This window comes from Streptomyces sp. NPDC111744 (assembly GCF_055634995.1).
The window spans coordinates 128,485-148,800 of the sequence record NZ_JBVKCG010000019.1 but is presented as its reverse complement, the minus strand read 5'-3'; the positions used below and the strand labels follow the sequence as shown (position 1 = coordinate 148,800).

The 20,316-nt window shown below is 69.4% G+C and carries 13 protein-coding genes and 1 pseudogene; 6 read left to right on the top strand and 8 right to left on the bottom strand.

What is annotated here, in order from left to right:
- Positions 1–176: 176 nt before the first annotated feature.
- From ACZ7OO_RS33165 to ACZ7OO_RS33155, 3 genes are all read right to left on the bottom strand, one after another.
- Positions 177–1,298 (bottom strand): protein kinase domain-containing protein, encoded by a 1,122-nt coding sequence (locus ACZ7OO_RS33165; RefSeq protein WP_471510505.1) that lies wholly within the window; start codon positions 1,296–1,298, stop codon positions 177–179.
- Complete coding sequence (locus ACZ7OO_RS33160; protein ID WP_471510503.1) at positions 1,289–2,956, bottom strand: tetratricopeptide repeat protein; 1,668 nt, start codon at positions 2,954–2,956, stop codon at positions 1,289–1,291. The genes ACZ7OO_RS33165 and ACZ7OO_RS33160 overlap by 10 nt, the downstream gene beginning before the upstream one ends.
- Positions 2,957–3,791: 835 nt before the next feature.
- Entirely contained in the window at positions 3,792–6,395 is a 2,604-nt protein-coding gene (locus tag ACZ7OO_RS33155; RefSeq protein ID WP_471510501.1) for a PA14 domain-containing protein, read from the bottom strand.
- 158 nt (positions 6,396–6,553) lie between these two features.
- On the opposite strand from ACZ7OO_RS33155, the gene ACZ7OO_RS33150 reads away from it, so the two are divergent.
- Together ACZ7OO_RS33150 and ACZ7OO_RS33145 are read left to right on the top strand one after the other, a co-directional pair.
- Positions 6,554–7,567: a LacI family DNA-binding transcriptional regulator gene (locus tag ACZ7OO_RS33150; protein ID WP_471510499.1), complete on the top strand. Its 1,014-nt coding sequence runs from the start codon at positions 6,554–6,556 to the stop codon at positions 7,565–7,567.
- A gap of 405 nt (positions 7,568–7,972) precedes the next feature.
- Positions 7,973–11,197 (top strand): TIM-barrel domain-containing protein, encoded by a 3,225-nt coding sequence (locus ACZ7OO_RS33145; RefSeq protein WP_471510497.1) that lies wholly within the window; start codon positions 7,973–7,975, stop codon positions 11,195–11,197.
- Positions 11,198–11,255: 58 nt separating this feature from the next.
- On the opposite strand, the pseudogene ACZ7OO_RS33140 reads toward ACZ7OO_RS33145, so the two are convergent.
- Positions 11,256–11,805 (bottom strand): annotated as a pseudogene (locus ACZ7OO_RS33140) (RNA-guided endonuclease TnpB family protein); the annotation flags it as partial.
- A 757-nt stretch (positions 11,806–12,562) separates the two neighbouring features.
- On the opposite strand from ACZ7OO_RS33140, the gene ACZ7OO_RS33135 reads away from it, so the two are divergent.
- From ACZ7OO_RS33135 to ACZ7OO_RS33125, 3 genes are all read left to right on the top strand, one after another.
- Entirely contained in the window at positions 12,563–13,657 is a 1,095-nt protein-coding gene (locus ACZ7OO_RS33135) for a DUF1996 domain-containing protein (RefSeq protein WP_471510495.1), read from the top strand.
- 11 nt (positions 13,658–13,668) lie between these two features.
- Complete coding sequence (locus tag ACZ7OO_RS33130; RefSeq protein WP_471510494.1) at positions 13,669–15,429, top strand: discoidin domain-containing protein; 1,761 nt, start codon at positions 13,669–13,671, stop codon at positions 15,427–15,429.
- An 83-nt stretch (positions 15,430–15,512) separates the two neighbouring features.
- The gene (locus ACZ7OO_RS33125; RefSeq protein ID WP_471510492.1) at positions 15,513–16,553 is read left to right on the top strand and encodes a LacI family DNA-binding transcriptional regulator; all 1,041 of its coding nucleotides are present in this window, start codon (positions 15,513–15,515) and stop codon (positions 16,551–16,553) included.
- On the opposite strand, the gene ACZ7OO_RS33120 is transcribed toward ACZ7OO_RS33125, so the two are convergent.
- Positions 16,550–16,699: a hypothetical protein gene (locus ACZ7OO_RS33120; RefSeq protein ID WP_471510490.1), complete on the bottom strand. Its 150-nt coding sequence runs from the start codon at positions 16,697–16,699 to the stop codon at positions 16,550–16,552. The genes ACZ7OO_RS33125 and ACZ7OO_RS33120 overlap by 4 nt on opposite strands.
- Positions 16,700–17,189: 490 nt before the next feature.
- Here ACZ7OO_RS33120 and ACZ7OO_RS33115 point away from each other — a divergent pair, with 490 nt between their 5' ends.
- On the top strand, positions 17,190–18,896 hold the full coding sequence (locus ACZ7OO_RS33115) for an MFS transporter (protein WP_471510488.1): 1,707 nt from the start codon (positions 17,190–17,192) through the stop codon (positions 18,894–18,896).
- Positions 18,897–19,084: 188 nt separating this feature from the next.
- On the opposite strand, the gene ACZ7OO_RS33110 is transcribed toward ACZ7OO_RS33115, so the two are convergent.
- The 3 genes from ACZ7OO_RS33110 to ACZ7OO_RS33100 all read right to left on the bottom strand — a co-directional run bounded on the left by ACZ7OO_RS33110 (position 19,085) and on the right by ACZ7OO_RS33100 (position 20,249).
- Positions 19,085–19,381 (bottom strand): cytochrome P450, encoded by a 297-nt coding sequence (locus ACZ7OO_RS33110; RefSeq protein WP_471510486.1) that lies wholly within the window; start codon positions 19,379–19,381, stop codon positions 19,085–19,087.
- A 25-nt stretch (positions 19,382–19,406) separates the two neighbouring features.
- Positions 19,407–19,673 (bottom strand): hypothetical protein, encoded by a 267-nt coding sequence (locus ACZ7OO_RS33105; RefSeq protein ID WP_471510484.1) that lies wholly within the window; start codon positions 19,671–19,673, stop codon positions 19,407–19,409.
- A gap of 102 nt (positions 19,674–19,775) precedes the next feature.
- On the bottom strand, positions 19,776–20,249 hold the full coding sequence (locus ACZ7OO_RS33100; protein WP_471510557.1) for a GNAT family N-acetyltransferase: 474 nt from the start codon (positions 20,247–20,249) through the stop codon (positions 19,776–19,778).
- Between the last annotated feature and the right edge of the window lie 67 nt (positions 20,250–20,316).

Genomic DNA, 20,316 nt, shown 5'->3' with positions numbered 1-20,316 from the left:
CTTTTGCCGAGGACCTGACCGCGAAGGCGGCGGCACTCCACCCTCAGCGAATCAGTCCGGGGCGCAGGACGGCGATCGGCTCTGACTGGGATTCCCAAGCCGTGCACCGGCACCTCGCCGGCGTTCCGGACGATCAGGGGTGCGGTGAACTCGGTGCCGGGACGTTCCTTGTTTTCTCACCGCGCTCCGGTCGACTTCACCACGGCCAGCAGCGTGCGGGCGTCCCGGACGGTGGGATGCCCTTCACCGAGGTGTGTGGCGGCTTCCCCTATCACCTGCTCGGCGTGCGCCACCCCGCCGGGCTGGTCGAAACCGAGCATGGCGTGCGAGACCCGCAGTCGTAGCGTCAGCGGGTGAGCCGCACCCAGGCGGGCACGGGCCTCCTCGAGGAACACACCGCACTCGCGGCGTGTCTGCATCATCGATCTGCCGTCCCCCTCTCGCTCCCAGGCATGGATCCGGGCTTCGAGGTCTCCGGCGGCGCGGCCGGGTTTCGCGTCGCCGGACGGTACGGCACGCTGGTCACCGTCTTCCTCCGCGCCCTCGGCGATGGTGGCGGCGAGATCACCGGTCGGGAGCGGGCGCGTGAGGGCCGCGTCGCCCTCTGGCGTCTCGCCGGTGTAGGCGAGCGTCTCGTAGAAGCGGGTGGCAGGCGTCGTGGCGTGCGCGGCGACGAGGTCCCGGGCGTCCTTGGACAGCGGAAGGGGGCCGACTTCGCCCTCTGCCGCCCCGGGAACCAGAGCTTCGGCCACCTCGCCGGGCGTGGGCCGCCGAGCCGGATCCAGGCGCAGACACGACCGCACCACATCCTGCAGGCCGGGTGGCAGCCCCCGCAGGTCAGGTGTGCCGGCCCGGATGTTGGCGACCACGGTCGCCGTGTCCTCACCCCACGGGCTGCGCCCGAGCGCCACCCGAGCCACAACGGTGCCGAGGGAGAACACGTCGCTGGCCGGAGTGAAGACCGGCTGCTCGCGCAACTGCTCGGGAGATGCGTAGGCGTAGGTTCCGGCGAACCCGCGGCGCGGCTCGGTGAGCCGCTCGATCTGGGCGATGCCGAAGTCGATGACGCGTGGACCGTCCGCCGTGATCAGGACGTTGCCCGGTTTCAGATCGAGGTGGACGATGCCCTGCGCGTGAATAGCGGTCAAGGCCACCGCTATGCCCGCCCCCAGGCCGCGTACGGTCGGCTCGTCGAGTTTGCCGCAGTGCTCGACGAGTTCCTGCAGCGAGGGGGCGGCCACATACGGCACCGCCATCCACGGCGTGTCACTGCCAGGGTCGGCGGCGATCACCGGCACGGTGAAGCGTCCGCTGACGCGCTGGCCGCCTGGACCTCGTGGGCGAAGCCCTGCTTGATCGAGGGGACGTGCGCGTACTGCGAGTGCAGGGTCTTCACCGCGACCATCACTCCGTCGGGGTCCTGGCAGAGATAGACGTGGCCGAACCCGCCCTTCCCGACGCGCTCCAGCACCTCGTACGTGCCGAACGCCGACGGTCCGTCCGCGTCCTTGGCGGGCCGCACACGGCCCACCTCTCGCCACTTCCCAAGAGCCTCGGCTCCCGGGTGGAACACCACCCCGCCGGCCAACGGCTGTGCGGATGCCTGCTGTCCTTGGGGCGATTCCTCCGGTACGACGACGACTGGCGCGTACACCGGTTCCGTCCCCGTGAAAGCGTAGGCCTCGACCTGCACGTTCTCGGAGTTCATGCAGGACACGTACACGCCGAGCAGCCCCAAGCGCCGGCATATCTCCGCTTCGCCAGCCGTGGGCCGTCGGTCCTCACGAGCGAAGTAGAGAGCCATCGCTTCGTAGTCTTGCTCGGCCAAGTGACGCATCACGGCCGACCACCGCTCCACAGGGACTTCGGCAGGCACATCGTCATCCGTGCCGTCGAGGACGACGGCAACACAGGTGGCGTGCGAGGCTTCCGGCCGACGGGCCAACACGCCACACGCGCTCTCGGGCGCCGCCTGCACCTTCTGCCCCAACAGCGTTCCGGTTCGCTGCCCGATGCGAAAGGTGACGCGTCCGGCGCTGCGGGCCAGTTCTTCCCGCTGACCCCGCAGGATCTCGTACTCGCGGGTTCCCGGCCCCCGCCCCTGCAGGTCCATGCAGGCGAGGACCGCGTCGAAGCAGCCGACAGCCTCCGTGTGGTCCCCCGCGTTCACCGCGGCCTTGGCCTGCGCGACGCGCGCGGAGAGGGTCTGCGAACTCGCCCGCCCGTAGAGCCGTTCGGACTGGGCCGCTATCTGCCCGTACAGGCGCCCGGCCCGGCGGAAGTCACCGGACGCTTCCACTTCCGCCGCCGCCGCGATGAGGTTTTGCAGACCGTCGTGACCGCCCTCGTTGCCGAAGGGCAGATCGCCGGCGAGTTCCGCATACCGCTGCCGGGCGATTCCTGTCAGCTCGTGCGTCGGCCCCAGCTCCTGCTGTGCGCTGCGCAGCATCTCGGCGAACGTACGCAGCGCTGCGGCGGTGTCACCGGCCTGCTGCTGCCAGTAGCCGACCTCACACATCAGGGACAACGCCGTGTCGGGGCGGCCCTGTTGGACGGCCACCCGTCGCATGATCTCGTAACGGTTCACCGCCTCCTGAAAGCGGCCGGCCCTGCCGTACCAGTGCGCCAACTGGTGCCGGGCGAGTTCGGAGTCCGGGTGGTGCGGTCCCTGGAGCCTCTCCCGGTCCGCGAGCAAGCGAGCGAACAGCTCCACCGCGTCCTCGGGGCGGCCTGACTCGCCCGTCCAGTGCGCCAGTTGGTGGCGTACCGCCAGTGTCTCGAGGGCCTGCGGCGCGAACTCGCGTACGGCTTCGGCGACTGCGGCCTCGTAACGGTGCGCGGCCTCGGCGGCGTTCCCCTGCCGACCCGCTCGCTCAGCCGCTCCGCTGTCGGCCGGGGGTGACGGGAGATCCCCGGAAAGCGAAGTCTCCTTCGTCTTGCGCCTGCCCCACTTCACCACAGAGCCACCCCCAGGGTCGAAGCGCGAACCCGCGCCACGCGCACGGACATCCGTGCCACTCCAAGGTACCGACACTCTGGTTGGAACTGATCGCTTCCCAGATCTGACCCTGCTGTTCACTCCGCCACCGTCGATGTCGTGCAGCAGGGCGGCACAGACCACGGTTGCCGCCATGCCGACTTCGGCGACAATGTGGGCGACGGCGAGGCAGTGGGTCACCGCTGTAGCGGGTTTGCCCCTCGTGCCAACGGGCGGCTTCGTCGTGGGCGAGCTCGATGAGAGCGACGCCGGCGTCGGGATGGTGTGCACGCACGCCGCCCAACAGGCAGTGCAGCGACGTGCCGTTGCCGTGGCGCAGGCCCGGGTCAGGCCATCGCCGTCGGTGCGACCTGAAGTGCCTGACCGCGCGCACGGTCTGAAGCGCGGTGGTTCCGCACAGGCGGAGTGGCGGCCCAGCCACAGTGGCGGACGGGGACCGGGCTGCCCTGACGGGCCGTCAAGGACGGCTCCGGCGGCAGCCACCGCGTCAATCCCCGCCCCTGCTGAGCCCACAACCCCGTCGACGGCCACGACCTCGCCGGATTGCGCAAGTTCGCGGAGAGGTTGCGTGCCGCCGGACCCTGTTCCTTGTCGCTCCCGCGGGCAACGCACTGGAGTTCAAGGCGTTCGCCGACGACTCCCAGGTCTTCGCCGCGTGACCCGTCGCCCGATCGCGGCGGGTGCGGTCCGCCCGCCGTCTCGCTGGGACGGCGGGCGGATCACCCCTTTCCCATGGGCTGGGCCAGGGCCCTCGGCGTGGCGCGGGGAGGCGTTCGCCGGGTCCGGGCAGGTGTCAGGCGCACCCTGCCGGGGTCGCCCGCGAGGCGTCGGAGATCAACGCCCGCTGGGCCGTCCTGAGCCGCTTGACATCGGGCTTGACCACCTTGCGGTCGTACGTCAGCAGGCCGTTGAGCTCACCCTCGACGTCCGAGATCTGGGTGTAGACCGCGCCGTTGCCGCCCTTGCAGGCGAGCGCGTGGACCTCGGTGAGCTTCTCCAGGTAGTCGTCCGTGTACGTCGAGGGGTCGACGTCGACGTAGGACTGCTGGACCGACCAGGCGTGACCGGGCACGGCGAGGCCGAGACCGCCGTACTCCCCGCTGACCAGGGCGCGTTCGCCGTCGGGGTGCGGTGGCAGGGCCGGGCTCGGGTAACCGTGCTCGTCCATGATGTCCCCGGTGCCGCCGTCGGCCCCGAGGTTGAGCCCGGACATGGAGTTCACGAGCCGGGTCGGGTCCCAGGCCTTGGCCTGGTCGGCGATGCGGGCCATGTCGTACTGGCCCCAGCCCTCGTTGAACGTGACCCACATGACGACCGACGGGCTGCTGATGTGCTCGTCGATCATCTGCTTCATCTCGCGCTCGTACTCGGCGCGGGCCGTGGTGCTCGGGTTCACTCCGGCCGTCATCGCGGGCATGTCCTGCCAGACCATGAGGCCCAGCCGGTCGGCCCAGTAGAACCAGCGGTCGGGTTCCACCTTGATGTGCTTGCGCACCGAGTTGAAGCCCATGCTCTTGTGCAGCTTCAGGTCGTAGGCGAGGGCCTCGTCCGTCGGCGCCGTGTACAGGCCGTCGGGCCAGAAGCCCTGGTCGAGCGTGGCCATCATGAAGATCGGCTTGCCGTTGAGCACGGTGCGCGGCACGCCGTTGATCTTCTCGACCTTGATGGACCGCATGCCGAAGTAGCTCGCGACACGGTCGGATCCGACGTTCACCTTGAGGTCGTACAGGAAGGGGTCGTCGGGCGACCACAGGTGCGCCTTGCGGATGTGCAGGGTCAGCGGCTCGCCCGTGCGGCCGGTGACGGTGGCCACCTTGTGCTTGCCGGCGTACGCGGTCGCCGTGACCGGCAGGCCGTCGCGCACGCCCTGCGGTTCGACGGTCAGGGTGCCGGCGTCCACGTCCGGCGTAAGTTTGAGCTGATCGACGTGGTCCGCCGCGACCGGCTCCATCCACACCGTCTGCCAGATGCCGGATGTCGGCGTGTACCAGATGCCGCTGGGGTCGAGGCGCTGCTTGCCCAGGGGCGGGTTCTCGCCGGAGGCCGCGTCGGTGGGGTCGTACACCCCGACGATCAGTTCCTGGGTCCGGCCGGGCTTGAGTGCGTCGGTGATGTCGGCACTGAACTTGTCGTAGCCGCCCTTGTGTTCGGCGACCTTGGAGCCGTTGACGTACACCTCGGACTGCCAGTCGACCGCGCCGAAGTTCAGTTGCAGGCGCTTGCCGGAGCCGACCTTCCAGCCGGCGGGCACGGTGAAGGTGCGCCGGTACCACATGCGGTCCTCGTGCCGCTCGAGGCCGGACAGCTGGGACTCGACGGGGTACGGGACGAGGATCTTCTCGCCCAGTGTCCTGCCCACCGGTGGCGCCTCTCCCGCCTTGGCGGCGGCGAACTGCCAGGAACCGTTGAGGTTCTGCCAGGCGTCGCGTTCGAGCTGGGGCCGCGGGTACTCGGGGTGGGCGTTGCGCGGCCCGACCTCGTCGGCCCACTTGGTGCTCAGCTCGTAGGTGGACTTGTTCGCGCCGCTGCTCCAGAAGGAGTTGACAACGTTGTCGTCCGTGCCGGACAGGCCGCCCTGGCCGTCGTAGCGGATGTCGGCGAGGCCTGGCGCGGTGCCGGTCTTGTTGCCGACCACGGGCTCTTTGAGCGTGATCAGCAGCTTCCGCCGGTCGCCGGGGTCCAGCCGGGCGTTGCCCAGCGGCCAGGTCGCGCCACCGATCACCGCGTCGAAGTGCCCGGTGAGACCGGCCGGAGGCGTGCTGAGCGGCTGCGTGAACTCGAGGGCGAGTGTGCGGCCGGAGGCGAGGACGTCGGTGGACACGGCTCCGTCGTAGTCGAAGCCGTCGGGTAGCCGGAACGCCGACTGCGGTACGGCGGTCTTGGTGCCGCCGGGCGGGGTCCAGCGCAGGTGGAGGTTGGATCCTCCGTAGTGCTCAAAGTACTCGACCTTGATGTCGTAGGCCTTGCCCGCCGTCAACTCGACCGGGGCGCCGGTCTGTTCGCGGTCCCAGTCGTCCACCCAGTGGTCGATGACGAGTCTGCCGTCGACCCATAGCCGGAAGCCGTTGTCACCGATGATCGAGAAGGTGGTGGCTCCGGTCTTCTCGGGCACGATCTTGCCGGTCCAGCGGACGCTGACGTCGTCCGAGCGGCCGGTCGCGAAGTTCAGGCGCGGCTCCAGGGTGTCGAAGTCGAGCTTGGGGTCGAATCCGGTGGCCTTGAGCTGGTCGAAGTCGAAGGCGCCGGGTGCGGACTGGGTGTAGTACTCGCCCTTGAGGCCGTGGACCTCGACGGGATCGTCGGCGGCGACGGCGGCCGGGCTCGCGGCGAGACCGGCTGTGCCGAGCGCCGCGGCGAGGAGCAGGGCAAGGCGTTGTCTGACAGGTCTGATGCGCACGAATCCTCCTTGGCTGAGGAAGGGTGGCGGCTCGTTGCTTCAGTCTGTACAACGTTGGAAGGAACGGCAGTTGGCATGAGAGCACGGCTCTGGATCCTCTGTCCAGGGTCATGACAAAGCCTCGTGGCCAGGTGCCGCATCGACGCTGAGGAGATCCCTTGCGGGTCAGCCTGAAGGACGTGGCGGAACGCGCGGGCGTTTCGATCAAGACCGTGTCCAACGTAGTGAACAACTATCCGCACGTCACACCGGCGTTGCGGGCCCGGGTGCAAGAGGCCATCGACGAGCTCGGCTACCGGCCGAACCTCACCGCGCGGCACCTGCGCAAGGGGCGCACCGGGATCATCGCCCTGGCCGTTCCCGAGCTCGGCAACCCGTACTTCGCCGAGCTGGCCGGCGCCGTGATCGACGCCGCCGCCGAGCACGAGTTCACCGTGCTGCTCGACCACACCCGCGGCGAGCGTGAGCGGGAAATCCTGGTCAGCCAGGGCTTCCGGGCCCGGGTGATCGACGGGCTGATCCTCAGCCCGCTGGCCCTGGAGGCGGAGGACCTGCAGGGACGCTCCGACGATGTGCCGTTGGTGCTGCTCGGCGAGCGCGAGTACGGCCTGCCCTTCGATCACATCGCGATCGACAACGTGGCGGCGGCCCGGTGCGCGGTGCGTCACCTTCTCGGCCGCGGCCGGACCCGGATCGCCTACCTCGGCGCGCGCACCGACTCCGCCAACCGGCCTGCCCACCTGCGACTGGCGGGCTGGCGCGAGGAGTTGGCGGCGGCCGGGGTCCCCGCGCCGGACAGCCTGGTGGTGCCGGTGGGCGGCTGGGACCGGGACGACGGAGCGCGTGCGATGGCCCACCTGCTGGACTCCGGTGTGCGCCCGGACGCCGTGTTCGCCTTCAACGACCTGATAGCGATAGGGGCCTTGCGGGTGCTGCACGAGCGGGGACTCAGGGTTCCGTGGGACGTGGCGGTGGTGGGGTTCGACGACCTCGCGGAGGGCCGGTTCGGCGCGGTGACCCTGACCACCGTCTCGCCGGACAAGCAGGCCATCGCGAGGATGGCCGTGGGCTCGCTGCTGCGCAGTCTGTCGGGCCACGGGGAGCCCGGCGGACGTGAACTGACCGCGGATTTCCGGCTCGTGGAGCGGGAGAGCACCCTGGGGCGGCGATGACGAGATTTCGGACGGGAGGGTTTACAGAGCCCTTTCAACGATGTAAAACCCTCATCTGAACGCTGCGCAAACTGAGTTGACCGCAAGAGCCAGCCTCCCCGAGAGCGCTCTCAGCTCCAGGGCCGCCGCCGTTTGGGGACTCCCATGAAGCCCACAGCACCTGTCCGCCGCACCGCCGCACGACACCTCCTCGCCGCCTCCCTCGCGACGGGCCTGGCGCTCGCGACCGGATGCACGTCGCGCAGACGTGGCTGGGCCACAGGCGGAGGGTCCTGTGACGGCCCGAAGGCTTCCGACGTCGCAGGTGAGACCGAGCGTGTGGTGAAACAGAGATCGTCGAGATCCCGTAGGTCCAAGGGCAAACTGCACACGCCTGCCGTTGTTCACGCACTGGCCGGGGCCGCGGTGGCCCTGAGCCTGGTCTCCCCGGGTGTCGCGACGGCGGCCACCGTGAAGCAGCCGGCCCGTGCCTCCACGGCGGTGACCGTGCAGGGCGCCCGGTTCGAGGTGCTGTCACCGACCCTGATCCGGACCGAGTACGCCGGTGACCATCGCTTCGAGGACCGGCCCACGTTCAATGCCGTCGGCCGGGACTCCTTCACTCCGCCCCACTACAACTCGTCCGTCAAGGACGGCCTGTTGACTATCACGACCAGTGCCATGACACTGCGCTACCGCGTCGGCTCGGGTCCCTTCACCGCGGACAACCTGACGACGTCGCTCACGGCGGGGCAGACGCCGGTACAGGCGGCGCCCTGGCAGCACGACGTGTGCGCTGTCGGGGCTCTGTGCGAGGCCGAGGACCAGCTGTACGACGGCCCCGGCCTAGCCGTGGACCACGGTGGGTTCACGGGCAAGGGGTTCCTCGCCGGGTTCGAGGTCGACAACGACTCCCTTTCCGCGGACGTGCGGACGGCGGCCGCGGGCACGTACGACTTCGCGGTGCGGTACGCCAACGCGGTCGGCAGCGACGGCCGCCACGAGACCCGCAAGCTCAGTCTCAGCGTGGACGGCGGCGCCGACCGGACGTTCCAGCTCCCGGCGACGTCCGACTGGAACAGCTGGGGGGTGGCCCGGCTGCCGCTGGCGCTCGGCGCCGGTCCCCACACTGTCAAGCTGCACCGCGCCGCCGGCGACTCGGGCAGCGTCAACATCGACAGCCTCGCTCTCCTCACCTCCGGTGCCGACTACCCAGGGCGGGCGGCGAGCACCGTTCCCGGTTGCCGGTTCGGTACCAGTTGTGAGGCCGAGAACGCTCTGCTGTCGGGCTCGGCGACGATCGCCACCGACCACAAGGGCCACGCCGGCTACGGCTTCACCGCCGAACTCAACCAGGGATCCGGGGTGGCGGACCGGATCACGGGCGTGCCCGCGGACGGCACGTACCTGCTGCACCTGCGCTACGCCAACGGAACCGGCAGCGACGGTCTCCACCAGCCGCGGACGGTCGAGGTCGCCACGGGCAGCGGCACCTCCCGCACCCTGACCCTGCCGGCCACGGACAACTGGGACGCCTGGGAAGCGGCGTCCGTGCCCGTGGAGTTGAAGGCAGGCACCGACGAGGTCACCCTGTCCTGCCCGCAGGCCACCAGCTGCCACGTCAACGTGGACACCCTCGCCCTGGCCCGGCAGCAGGAGCCGGCCCCTGCGGCGCATCTGGCTCTCGGCGGCTACCGGCGCAGCCTGGACGGCTTCAACGGCGACAACGACCCCACCCCCTGGACCACGCCCGGACTGCTGCACCGCGACGGCTGGTACCTGCTCGATGACACGCCCTCCGCGGTCTACGACCCGGGCACCAAGGAGACCGCGCCGCGGCCCACGCACGGCGGACAGGCCTACCAGGACGGCTACCTCTTCGGCTTCGGACACGACTACCAGCAGGGTCTGTCCGATCTGGCGACCCTCACCGGACCGTCGCAGCTGCTGCCGCGCTGGGCCTACGGGGTGTGGTACTCCGAGTACATCGACCGCACCGCGAGCGACTACGAGAAGACGATCCTGCCCGCGTTCCGCGCCGCTGACGTGCCACTGGACGTGCTGGTCACGGACACGGACTTCAAGTCGCCGAACACCTGGAGCGGTTGGAACTTCGATCCGGCCAAGTTCCCCGATCCCAAGGGCTTTTTCGACTGGTCCACCAGCCAGGGGCTGCACAACACGTTGAACGTGCACCCGAGCATCCTGGGGACCGACCCGCAGTTCGCGGCGGCGCAGAGCACGGCCAAGGGCAAGCTGCGCCAGGGCGGTTGTGCCTCCGGTGCGGGCTCGGACTGCTACACCTTCGACTTCGGCGATCCCGACCAGCTTGAGGCCTACCTCGACCTGCACCGGCCGATGGACCGAGCCGGCAACGACTTCTGGTGGCTCGACTGGTGCTGCGACGCTTCCCGTTCGTCTGAGGCAGGGGTCAGTCCGGACGCGTGGATCAACCAGAAGTACGCCGACCTCACCTCCGAGACCAGCGAGCGTGGCTTCGTCCTGTCCCGTGCCTACGGGTCCCTCCAGGCGGGCGGCTACAGCGGCGGGGTGGGCCTGCCCACCGGGCCCTGGGCCGACAAGCGCAGCACACTCCACTTCTCCGGTGACACGACGTCGAACTGGGGCACCCTGCGCGCGGAGATCGGCTACACGCCCGGGGAGTCCGCCGCGACAGGTCTCGCCGCCGTCAGCCACGACATCGGCGGCCACAACGACGGGTACGGCATCCCGGGGGCGGAGACGTACACCTCGAACGGGCAGACCCACCGCACCACCAAGCTCCCCGACGACCTGTACGCGCGATGGGTGCAGTTCGGTGCCTTCCAGCCCATCGACCGGCTGCACAGCAACCACAGCGACCGGCTGCCCTGGCAGTACGGCACCGACGCACAGACGTCGGCGGAGAAGTTCCTGCGGCTGCGCGAGGCGCTCGTGCCCTACACGTACACCCTGGCGCAGGAGGCCAACACCACCGGCACCCCGATCGCCCGCCCGCTGTACCTGCAGTATCCGGAGGAGGAGAGCGCCTACACCAAAGCGGACAGCGAGTACCTCTACGGGCCGGACATGCTGGTCGCACCCGTCACCGCACCGGGTACGAAGACGACGACGTCGGTGTGGTTCCCCCCGGGGCGGTGGACGGACTACTTCACCGGGCAGACGTACACGGCACCGGCCGGCGGCGCCACGCACGACGTCTCGACCACGCTGGACACCATGCCGGTGTTCGTGCGCGCGGGCGGCATCGTCGCCACACGGTCCGACTACGTGCCCAACGACGCGCAGAACGCGCTGGACAAGGTCACCGTCACGGTCGTTCCCGGGGCGCCCGGTGCCTTCTCCCTCTACGAGGACGACGGCACCAGCACCACCCGCGGGCGCAAGGCGACGACCCGGATCAGCTACACCGACGACAAGCACGCGCACCTGTTGCGGATCGCGCCCACCAAGGGCTCCTTCCGAGGCCAGGTGAGCCGGCGGACCTGGACCGTGTCCTTCCTCGGCGTGGACCACGCGCCGAAGCAGGTGGCCGCGAGCGGCAAGCGGCTGGCCGGCAGCGCCTGGCACTGGGACGCCGACAGTCACGTGCTACGGATCACCCTCCCCGCGCACAGCATTCGCAGCGCGACGACAGTGGGTTACCACTGACATGCTCCTCGCCCTGAAGGGCGAGGATTCCGGCCTTCCTTGACTGGTTGCTGTGCCGCTACGCGGCACGGTTTCCGGTCGGGAACCCGTGGCTTCCTGTTTCCTCGCGCTGTGCCGGGACCGCTCCTGGTCTCACCGGCGCTCCGCAGGCCGATACCGCCAGTCCGGCGGCCTGTTTGACGTTGATCGCGGCGTTGGTGTCCCGGTCGTGGCCGGTTCCGCAGGCGGTACAGGTCCATTCCGGCACGTTCAGGGGTTTGGGTCCGTCCACGGCAGCGCAGGTGGAACAGGTCTGGGGAGGTCGGTGTGAACCGGCCGGTCTTGACGAGTGCTCGGCCGTACCGTTCCGCTTTGTACTCCAGCATGCTGATGAACTGTGCCCATCCGGCGTCGAGCACGGACTTGGCCGGCTTGGTGCGGGCCAGTCCCGCCACCGACAGGCCCTCCACGGCGATCCCTTGGTTCTCGGAGATCAGCTTCGTGGAGAGCTGGTGGTGGAACTCGGGGCGCGCGTCGGCGACCTTGGCGTGGGCGCGGGCGACCTTGAGACGGCCCTTGGCCCGGTTCTTTGATCCCTTCTGCTTGCGGGACAGTTCCTGCTGGGCCTTCGCCGGGAACATGCGAGCGGCCCGTCACCGTCACGAGCAGGGTCCGGCTCCGCCGGAACACCACCGCGACTCCACGTCGCAACCCCAGGATTCGCTTCACCCCGGCCCGAAGGCCGGAGCACTGCGAATGGACCCCGGTAGCCGGCGGCGACCGAGGGGCCCACGCAGGTGCGCCTGTGCCCGCGCGGGCCTCGCCGCGACGACGGCCATAGACCGCGGGACAGGTCGTGATCGAGAAGCCGATCGCTGGCATCGCCGTCGTAGAAGAGGTTCGAGCCGAGCTCGTCACCGAAGTTCTTCGCCAGCAAAGCGTCGCGGTTCTGCCCTGGGTCAAGGGGAGTTCGGCCGCGGTGGTTGGCCGGCGAGCGGGCAGGGCGGGCATCGCCGCATGGCGGCGAGGGCGACGCCCGGGGATCCGAGTCTCACGGCGGCCTCTGCGGATGCATGGGGAAGGGAGCCTGTATGGCGCCACGGCAGACCGGGGGGGGCGCACCAAGGACACTGCCACAGCGCTTAGTTCATAGCTTGATTTAACTAGTGAGTTTCAACGCTCGGCAAGTCCTTTGAAGTTGAAATCTTTCCGCGGCCTCTTCTGCCGGATCCCTTGACACCTCGATGGCATGCCCTCAACACTCCTCGGCGGGAGAGCGCTCTCCCGAACGTCTCCCGGCGCCCCCACATCAGCTCGCCTGACGTCACGTCATGGGGTCGCCCTGCGAAAGCCTCTGACACCCCCACCGTTCAGGAGGAGGTCTCCATGCCACGGAGATCGAAAGGCCTGTCAGCCACGCTGATCACCGGCGCGCTCCTGCTGACCTCGCTCGGCCTCGGCGGCATCGCCGTCAGCGCCGGGCCGCCCGCCCCGCACAGCGCCGCCGCGCAGTCGTTCGCGGCCACCCACTCCGGTCATGCGATGGCCGCGTCCACCGCCAACTCCCCGGAGGATCCGGACGGCGACGGCTACATCCTCGCGAACCCGCCGGTCACCGGCGTGACGCCGTCCACCCAGGACCCGCCGCACCGCTACTTCCACGAGTTCCAGGCCAACTGTTCGGTCACCCACACCAGGCCGGACGACCCCATCGTCTACCCGCAGCAGCCGGGCAAGTCCCACGATCACACCTTCATGGGCAACACGACGACCGACGCCAACAGCACCACCGCCTCGCTGTCGGCCGGCGGCACCACATGCAAGGCCCCCGCCGACCTGTCCGGCTACTGGATGCCCACCCTGTACAACGGCGACCAGCAGATCCTGCCCGTCGGCCCGCAGGTCATCTACTACAAGTCCGGTGTCACCGACTACACCAGCGTCCGGCCCTTCCCCAAGGGCCTGCGCTTCGTCGTCGGCAGCCCCATGCAGAGCGCCGACGAGTTCCGGCACCACCCCGGCTTCGTCGAGGGCTGGGAGTGCGGCGACAGCTACTTCAACACGGAGTTCCCCGCGACCTGTCCCAACCGCGCGGATGTTCAGCTCAACATCCGTTTCCAGGCGCCCAGTTGCTGGGACGGCAAGTACCTCGACACCCCCGACCACAAGAGCCACATGGCCTATCCCGTGGTCAAGCCCGGCACGAACGACAACATGTGCCCGGCCGACCACCCGGTTGCGCTGCCGATGATCGAGTTCAAGATGGCCTTCCCCGTCAACGGCGACATGTCGAAGGTGCGGCTGTCCAGCGGAACGGGTCACAGCTTCCACTACGACTTCTTCAACGCCTGGGACGACGCCACGCTCAAGGCCCTGGTCGACCACTGCGTCGTCGGGGGGCTCCAGTGCGACGCGCGGGGCTACGACGAGACCCACCCGGAGGCGGGCGCCGCGCTCGACGAGCACTACCGACTGCCCTGAGGAGTGCGCGCATGACCTCACGACCCCGCACCCGCAGCCGCACCCGCCGGATCGCGGCACCCCTCACCGCCGGCGTGCTGGCCGCCGGATTCCTCGCCGCTCTGCCCGCCACCCAGGCCCACGCCGCGGGCAGCGTCGTCAAGGTCACCGGCAGCCAGGGCGCCTGGCAGCTGACGGTGGACGGGCAGGCGTACCAGATCAAGGGCCTGACCTGGGGCCCGAGCGTCGCGGACGCCGAGAAGTACATGCCGGACCTCAAGTCCATGGGCGTCAACACGATCCGCACCTGGGGCACCGACGCCACCAGTAAGCCGCTGTTCGACTCCGCGGCCGCCCACGGCATCAAGGTCGTCGCGGGCTTCTGGCTACCGCCAGGCGGCGGACCCGGCAGCGGCGGCTGCGTCAACTACCTGACCGACACCGCCTACAAGAACCAAGTGCTCGACGAGTTCCCCAAGTGGGTCCAGACCTACAAGGACAACCCCGGCGTGCTCATGTGGGACGTCGGCAACGAGTCGGTCCTCGGGCTGCAGAACTGCTACAGCGGCGACGAGCTGGAAAGGCAGCGCGACGCCTACACCACCCTCGTCAACGACATCACCAAGAAGATCCACTCCGTCGATCCCAACCACCCGGTCACGTCCACCGACGCCTGGGTCGGCGCGTGGCCCTACTTCAAGAAGAACGCGCCGGACCTCGACTTGTACGCCGTGAACTCCTACAACGCCGTCTGCGACATCAAATCCACCTGGCAGCAAGGGGGTTACACCAAGCCCTACATCGTCACCGAGACCGGCCCGGCCGGCGAATGGGAGGTCCCCGACGACGCCAACGGCGTTCCGTCGGAGCCCTCCGACCAGGCCAAGGCCGACGGCTACACGAGGGCCTGGGGCTGTGTCACCGGGCACAAGGGGGTCGCGCTCGGCGCCACGATGTTCCACTACGGCACCGAGTACGACTTCGGCGGCATCTGGTTCAACCTGCTGCCCGCCGGCCAGAAGCGCCTGTCGTACTACGCTGTGAAGAAGGCCTACGGCGGCGACACCAGCCACGACAACACTCCGCCCGTCATATCCGACCTGACCGTGGAGGGCGGCGCGGGCCAGGTGCAGGCCGGACGTGACCTCGTCGTGTCCGTGAAGGCCACCGACCCCGACGGCGACCCGATCTCCTACGAGGTCCTCGACAACAGCATGTACGTCGACCAGAGCAAGAACCTGGCCTCGCTGCCCTCCACCGACCTCGGCGGCGGCCGTCTCAAGATCACCGCACCCGACCGCCCGGGCGTCTGGAAGGTCTACGTCAAGGCGACGGACGGCCGGGGCAACGTCGGGGTCGAGACCCGCTCGATCCGAGTCGTCCCGCCGGTTCCGTCCGGCACCGATGTGGCACGGGGCAAACCCGCCACCGCCTCGTCCTATCAGGCGAGTTACGGTGACTGCCCGTGCACCGCGGCCAACGCGGTCGACGGCAATCAGGCCACACGCTGGGCCAGTGACTGGAGCGACCCCCAGTGGCTCCAGGTCGACCTCGGCACCCGCACCACGTTCCGCCACGTCCAGCTGTCCTGGGAGGCCTCGTACGCCAAGGCCTACACCATCCAGACCTCCGACGACGGCCAGAACTGGCAGACCGTACGCACGGTGTCCGACGGCAACGGCGGGATCGACGACTTCGACGTCACCGGGACCGGCCGCTATGTCCGCATCAACGGCACTGCGCGGGGCACCGGTTGGGGCTACTCGCTGTACGAGTTCGGCGTCTACGCCTGAGGAACGCATCTCTCCCGGAGTGGCACACCCCGCTCCGGGAGAGCGCTCTATTGCCGGATTCGCAGGTCCGTTAGGGTGCCTGCATGAGCAGACGGGCCCCGACGCTGGAGGACGTCGCCCGGGAGGCCGGTGTCTCTCGGGCGACCGTGTCCCGGGTCGTCAACGGCATCCGCAACGTGGATCCGGAGATACAGGAGGTGGTCCGCGGGGCCATCGAGCGGACGGGTTACGCGCCCAACCGGGCCGCCCGTTCCTTGGTGATCCGGCGGGCCGAGACCGTCGCCCTGGTGATGTCCGGCGCCGGGGACACCACGGACGCCGGCCAGAACGCCTTCGCCGCATCAGTGTTCGCGGATCCCTTCTTCGGACGGGTCGTCAGCGGGATCGTCGGCTTCCTGCGCCCCCGCTCGATGCACCCCGTCCTCATGTTCGCCGAGTCCGCCCAGGCTCGGGAGGAGGTGCTGACCTACCTGCGCCAGGGCCGTGCCGACGGCGCCCTCGTGGTCTCCACCCACGCGGACGACCCGCTGCCCGCCCTCATCGCCGACGCCCGGCTTCCCGCGGTGCTCTTCGCCCGCCCCTCCCGTCCGGTCCCGCTCAGCTACGTGGACCTGGCGCACCGGGACGGCGGGCGCCTCGCCGCGGAGCGCCTCCTCGCGCGCGGCTGTCGCCGCCCCGCCACGGTCTGCGGCCCCCTGGACGTGGCGGCGAGCCAGGAGCGGCTCGCCGGGTTCCGTGACACGCTCGCCCGCCACGGCCACCCCTACGTCCCGGTCGCCGAGGGCGGGTTCACCCTGGACAGCGGTCTCGCGGCCATGTCGGACCTGCTGGCCCGTCACCCCGACACGGACGGCGTGTTCGCCGCCAACGACCTCATGGCGCAGGGCGCCTGTCAGGTCGTACGGGAGCGCGGACGCCGGGTGCCCGAGGACGTCGCGGTCGTCGGGTTCGACGACTCCAGCATCGCCGTGACCTGTCGGCCCCGCCTGACCACGATCCGCCAGCCGGTCGAGGAGATGGCGGCGGAGATGGCCCGCCTCCTCGACGAGCACATCCACGGCGCGCGCACCGATGCGACGTCGGTCATCTTCGACCCGGAGCTGGTGGTGCGCGACTCGGCCTAGCTGTGCTGTTCGGGCAGGTCGGTGACGCGGCCGGCCGGTGTGTGCCCGCCGTTGCCGATGTCAGGTCGGTGGAAGCGTTCGACCTTGGCATCGGTCTGGGCCGTGACGGCCTGGTCCAGCGGGGGCTGATGCCCATGTGGCGGCATGCACTGGCCCGTGATGTTCGGGGTGGGCGGACGTGCGTTGGTCGTGAAGGGGCGGTGGCCCACACGGCGAAGCGCTGCATGAGACTTCGGCCGAACAAGCATCCTCGTGGGTCATAAGTGAGGTCCGAAGACGCCGCCGACGCCGTCCTCCCACCAGAATTGACAGCGGAATCCGCCGCCTGAGCAGCCGATCACCCGCACCTCTACGGGCTCCTGACATCGTCGTGCGTACTTGGAGAACCGGGCTCTTCCGGCAGTCAGCCGATCTTGCCGGGGCCTGGCCGACCGCACCCTGACCGCCCTGGGCGACGCCCCGTCCGGCGAAACTGTCGGCCCGGGATGAACCCGGTGGATGACCTCGTGCCGGCCCTCTAGGCGTACCGACTAGTCGGTACTACCCTCTGGCCACGCTCTCGGAGCCGGGCCGACGCAAGGCCTCGTCGCACCGACGCGAAACACCCGGTTTCCGGGTATCCCTGGGAGGAGCCGCATGTCCGCTGCTACGACACCGTCCGACGCCGACAGACCCGCGCCCGATGTGCCCTCTGCAGACGCCTCCGGCCCGCTGGCCTGGCTGTACCGCCGCGAACTGGCGGACTACCCGCCCACCGGTCGCCGTATGGTGTATCTCGCGATCGTGGTCGTCACCACTGTCGTCCTGTACTACATGCTGTACATCCAGTACGCGGTGGCGACGTCGATCATCACACACTTCGGTATGACATACCGCTACTTCATCTGGGTCTCGGTAATCGGCAACGCGGTCGGGGCCTTCGCCTCGCTCGTGGCGGGTCTGGCGGACCGCTGGGGCCGGGCGAATCTGGTGGTCTACGGGCTGCTGATCGCCGCGCTGCTGGTCTTCTTCGGGTTGCCGAACGCGGCGAACAAGACCACCTACCTGGTGCTCTTCGCGCTCGTCAGCTTCATCGAGGGCATCGTGCTGGTCGCCACCCCCGCGCTGATCAGGGACTTCTCCCCGCAGCTCGGCCGGGCCACCGCGATGGGGTACTGGACGATGGGCCCGGTCATCGGCTCCCTGGTGGTCACCACCGTCACCAGCAACACCCTCGACAGCGCCACCTGGCAGGACGAACTTCACTATTCGGCGATCGCCGGGTTCGTCGTCTTCATCGTCGCGGTCTTCGCACTGCGCGAGCTGTCCCCGGCGCTGCGCGACCAGATCATGGTGACGCTGCGGGACCGTGCACTGGTCGAGGCGCGCGCCAAGGGGCTGGACACCGAGGCGCTACGCCGCGGCGAGTGGCGGCAGATGATGCGCCTGGACGCGCTGGGCTCGGCCTTCGCCATCGCCGTGTTCCTGCTGCTGTACTACGCGGCGGTCGGCAACTTCGTCGTCTACTTCTCGACCGTCTTCGGCTACAGCGAGCAGCGCACCAACGCGCTGGCCAACTGGTACTGGGGGGCGAACGCCATCGCCCTGGTCCTGGTCGGCCTGCTCTCGGACCGGCTGAAGGTACGCAAGCCCTTCATGATCGTCGGCGCGGTCGGCTCGATCGTGGTGACCGCGATCTTCGCTACCCGCGCCACCCACCTGACGACCGACTACTACACCTTCGCCTGGCTGTTCATCGGCATCGGCGTCTTCAGCGCCATCGCCTACGCGCCCTGGATGGCGAGCTTCACCGAAACGGTGGAAAAGCACAACCCGGCCGCGACCGCAGCAGGTCTGGCGGTGTGGGGCTGGACGGTGCGCATCGTGGTCGCCGTGTCCGCGGCCTTCATTCCGGTACTGGTCACTTCCGTGACCCCGCTCGTGGAGCACGGCGCCGAGGTCAAGGCCGCCTCGGCGCAGGCGGCGCCCGCGCTGGCCATCGTCAATGCGCACCCGGAGCTCTTCGCCGAGCTGAACAGGTACACGCCGGCCACCGTGCCACCCGCGCTGGGCGCCCGCGCCGTCAAGGAGGTGGGGGCGGAGAACCTCGCCGTCGTGCAGAAGGCGGGGCCGCAGCTGAAGCTGCTGCAGGAGTACGGCGCCAAGGTCCAGAAAGCGTCGAAGGACGGCCCCGGCGAATGGCGCGCCTGGTGGTGGATCTGCGTCGGCGGCCAAGTCCTCTTCCTGCCCTTCGTCTTCGTGATGGCGGGTCGCTGGAGCCCGAAAAAGGCGCGTATGGACGCTGAGGCGCACCAAGTTGCCGTCAACCGCGAGCTGGCCGCCCTCGCCACCGCCAAGCAGTGATCAGACGCGGAGCCGGGCTGCGGCCAGGTCCGGCCCGCGAGCGGCGGTCAACTTCGACCGGCAGGAATCGGGCTCTGAGGGTTGCGGTAACCAGCCGGTCGACGAACTTGGGTCAGCGACGCGGCGTTCGGTGATTCGCTGGTGAAGCTGCGCGCGAGACGAGGTAGTCAGCGTCAGCTGTCCCATGGTCAGCGCCGCGCCCGTGATCCGGCGCCGAAGGGGAGGCAGGCCGATCCAGGGGCCGGTCGTCCGTCCAGCCACCGCGCGGGGTCGAACTCGTCCGGCCGGGACCTCCACTGGGGGTCCCGGTGGACCAGACAGGGAGTTCGAGTGCCGGTGGAGGGCGTGCACCGCCAACGCTGTGACGACGTCGTGCGAGCAGTGTGTGCGAATAGATTCCCGGCGCAGTTTCCCGCTCCCGGCCTCGAACGCCGCTGCGACGGTGCCGTTCTCCGCTCGGGCCTCCGGCGCGGGACGCGTGGCACCGCCGCGCTCGGGGGGCCGGGTGGGTCACCTGATGCCCGTCGTGGCGATTCCCTGGACGATCTGCCATGGGAAGACCAGGAAGACCGCGATGAGTGGGATGAAGCCGAGGACCGAGGAGGCCATGATCTCGGCGTACTGGGGGCTGGAGGGGTCCACCAGTGAGGCGAGGCCCACCGGGATGGTCTGGGACTTGGTCTGGCTGAGGACCAGCAGCGGCCACAGGAACGAGTTCCGGGAGCCGATGAAGGTGAGAATCGCGACCGTGGACACCGCCGGACGGCAGATCGGCATGCAGACGGTGGCGTAGCCCCGCCACCAACTCGCGCCGTCTCGAGTTTCTAATCAAGTGGTGGACGGCACCGCTCGTGAAAGCCCGAGGTCGGGTGGGGAAAATTATCCGTGCAACCGCAGCACCAGTTCGTCGATCTCCGCACCCCGCGCGTTCGCGAAGCCCCGGCCCTTGCCGACGACCTTGAAGCCGCACTTCTCCAGGACCCGCACCGATCGGGTGTTGTCCGCCGCCGCCCGGGCGTGCAGCGGGCGTTCGGGGACCTCGGCGAGCAGCCCCCGCAGCGCCGCGGTCGCGATGCCTCGCCCCCAGTGGGAGCGATCGATGAAGTACGTGACCTCCCGCTCGCCCGGCTCGCCGTACACGGCTGCGTGCCCGACCACATCGCCGTCCGCGAGCACGGTGCGGGTGACGACGTCGGGCGAGGCGAGGATGCGCTTCCAATGGGCGTCGAAGTGGGCCCGGTCGTTCGGGTCCTCGGCAGTGAAGGCGGCCATCCGATTCGACTCGGGGTCGCTCATGTGCCGGAAGAACACAGGCAGATCGCTGGGGTGCACGGGACGCAGGGAGACATCCATGGAAGCCATGGGCCCGACCCTAACGACCTGGGAGGAAGTACGGGAGTGGGTCAGCCGTGACATGGGA

Bases quoted from the DNA above. Each gene is read 5' to 3' on its own strand.
- ACZ7OO_RS33115 (WP_471510488.1), top strand. From the start codon at position 17,190: ATGTCCGCTGCTACGACACCGTCCGACGCCGACAGACCCGCGCCCGAT.
- ACZ7OO_RS33130 (WP_471510494.1), top strand. From the start codon at position 13,669: ATGACCTCACGACCCCGCACCCGCAGCCGCACCCGCCGGATCGCGGCA.
- ACZ7OO_RS33120 (WP_471510490.1), bottom strand. From the start codon at position 16,699: ATGCCGCCACATGGGCATCAGCCCCCGCTGGACCAGGCCGTCACGGCC.
- ACZ7OO_RS33100 (WP_471510557.1), bottom strand. From the start codon at position 20,249: ATGGATGTCTCCCTGCGTCCCGTGCACCCCAGCGATCTGCCTGTGTTC.
- ACZ7OO_RS33125 (WP_471510492.1), top strand. From the start codon at position 15,513: ATGAGCAGACGGGCCCCGACGCTGGAGGACGTCGCCCGGGAGGCCGGT.
- ACZ7OO_RS33105 (WP_471510484.1), bottom strand. From the start codon at position 19,673: ATGCCGATCTGCCGTCCGGCGGTGTCCACGGTCGCGATTCTCACCTTC.
- ACZ7OO_RS33135 (WP_471510495.1), top strand. From the start codon at position 12,563: ATGCCACGGAGATCGAAAGGCCTGTCAGCCACGCTGATCACCGGCGCG.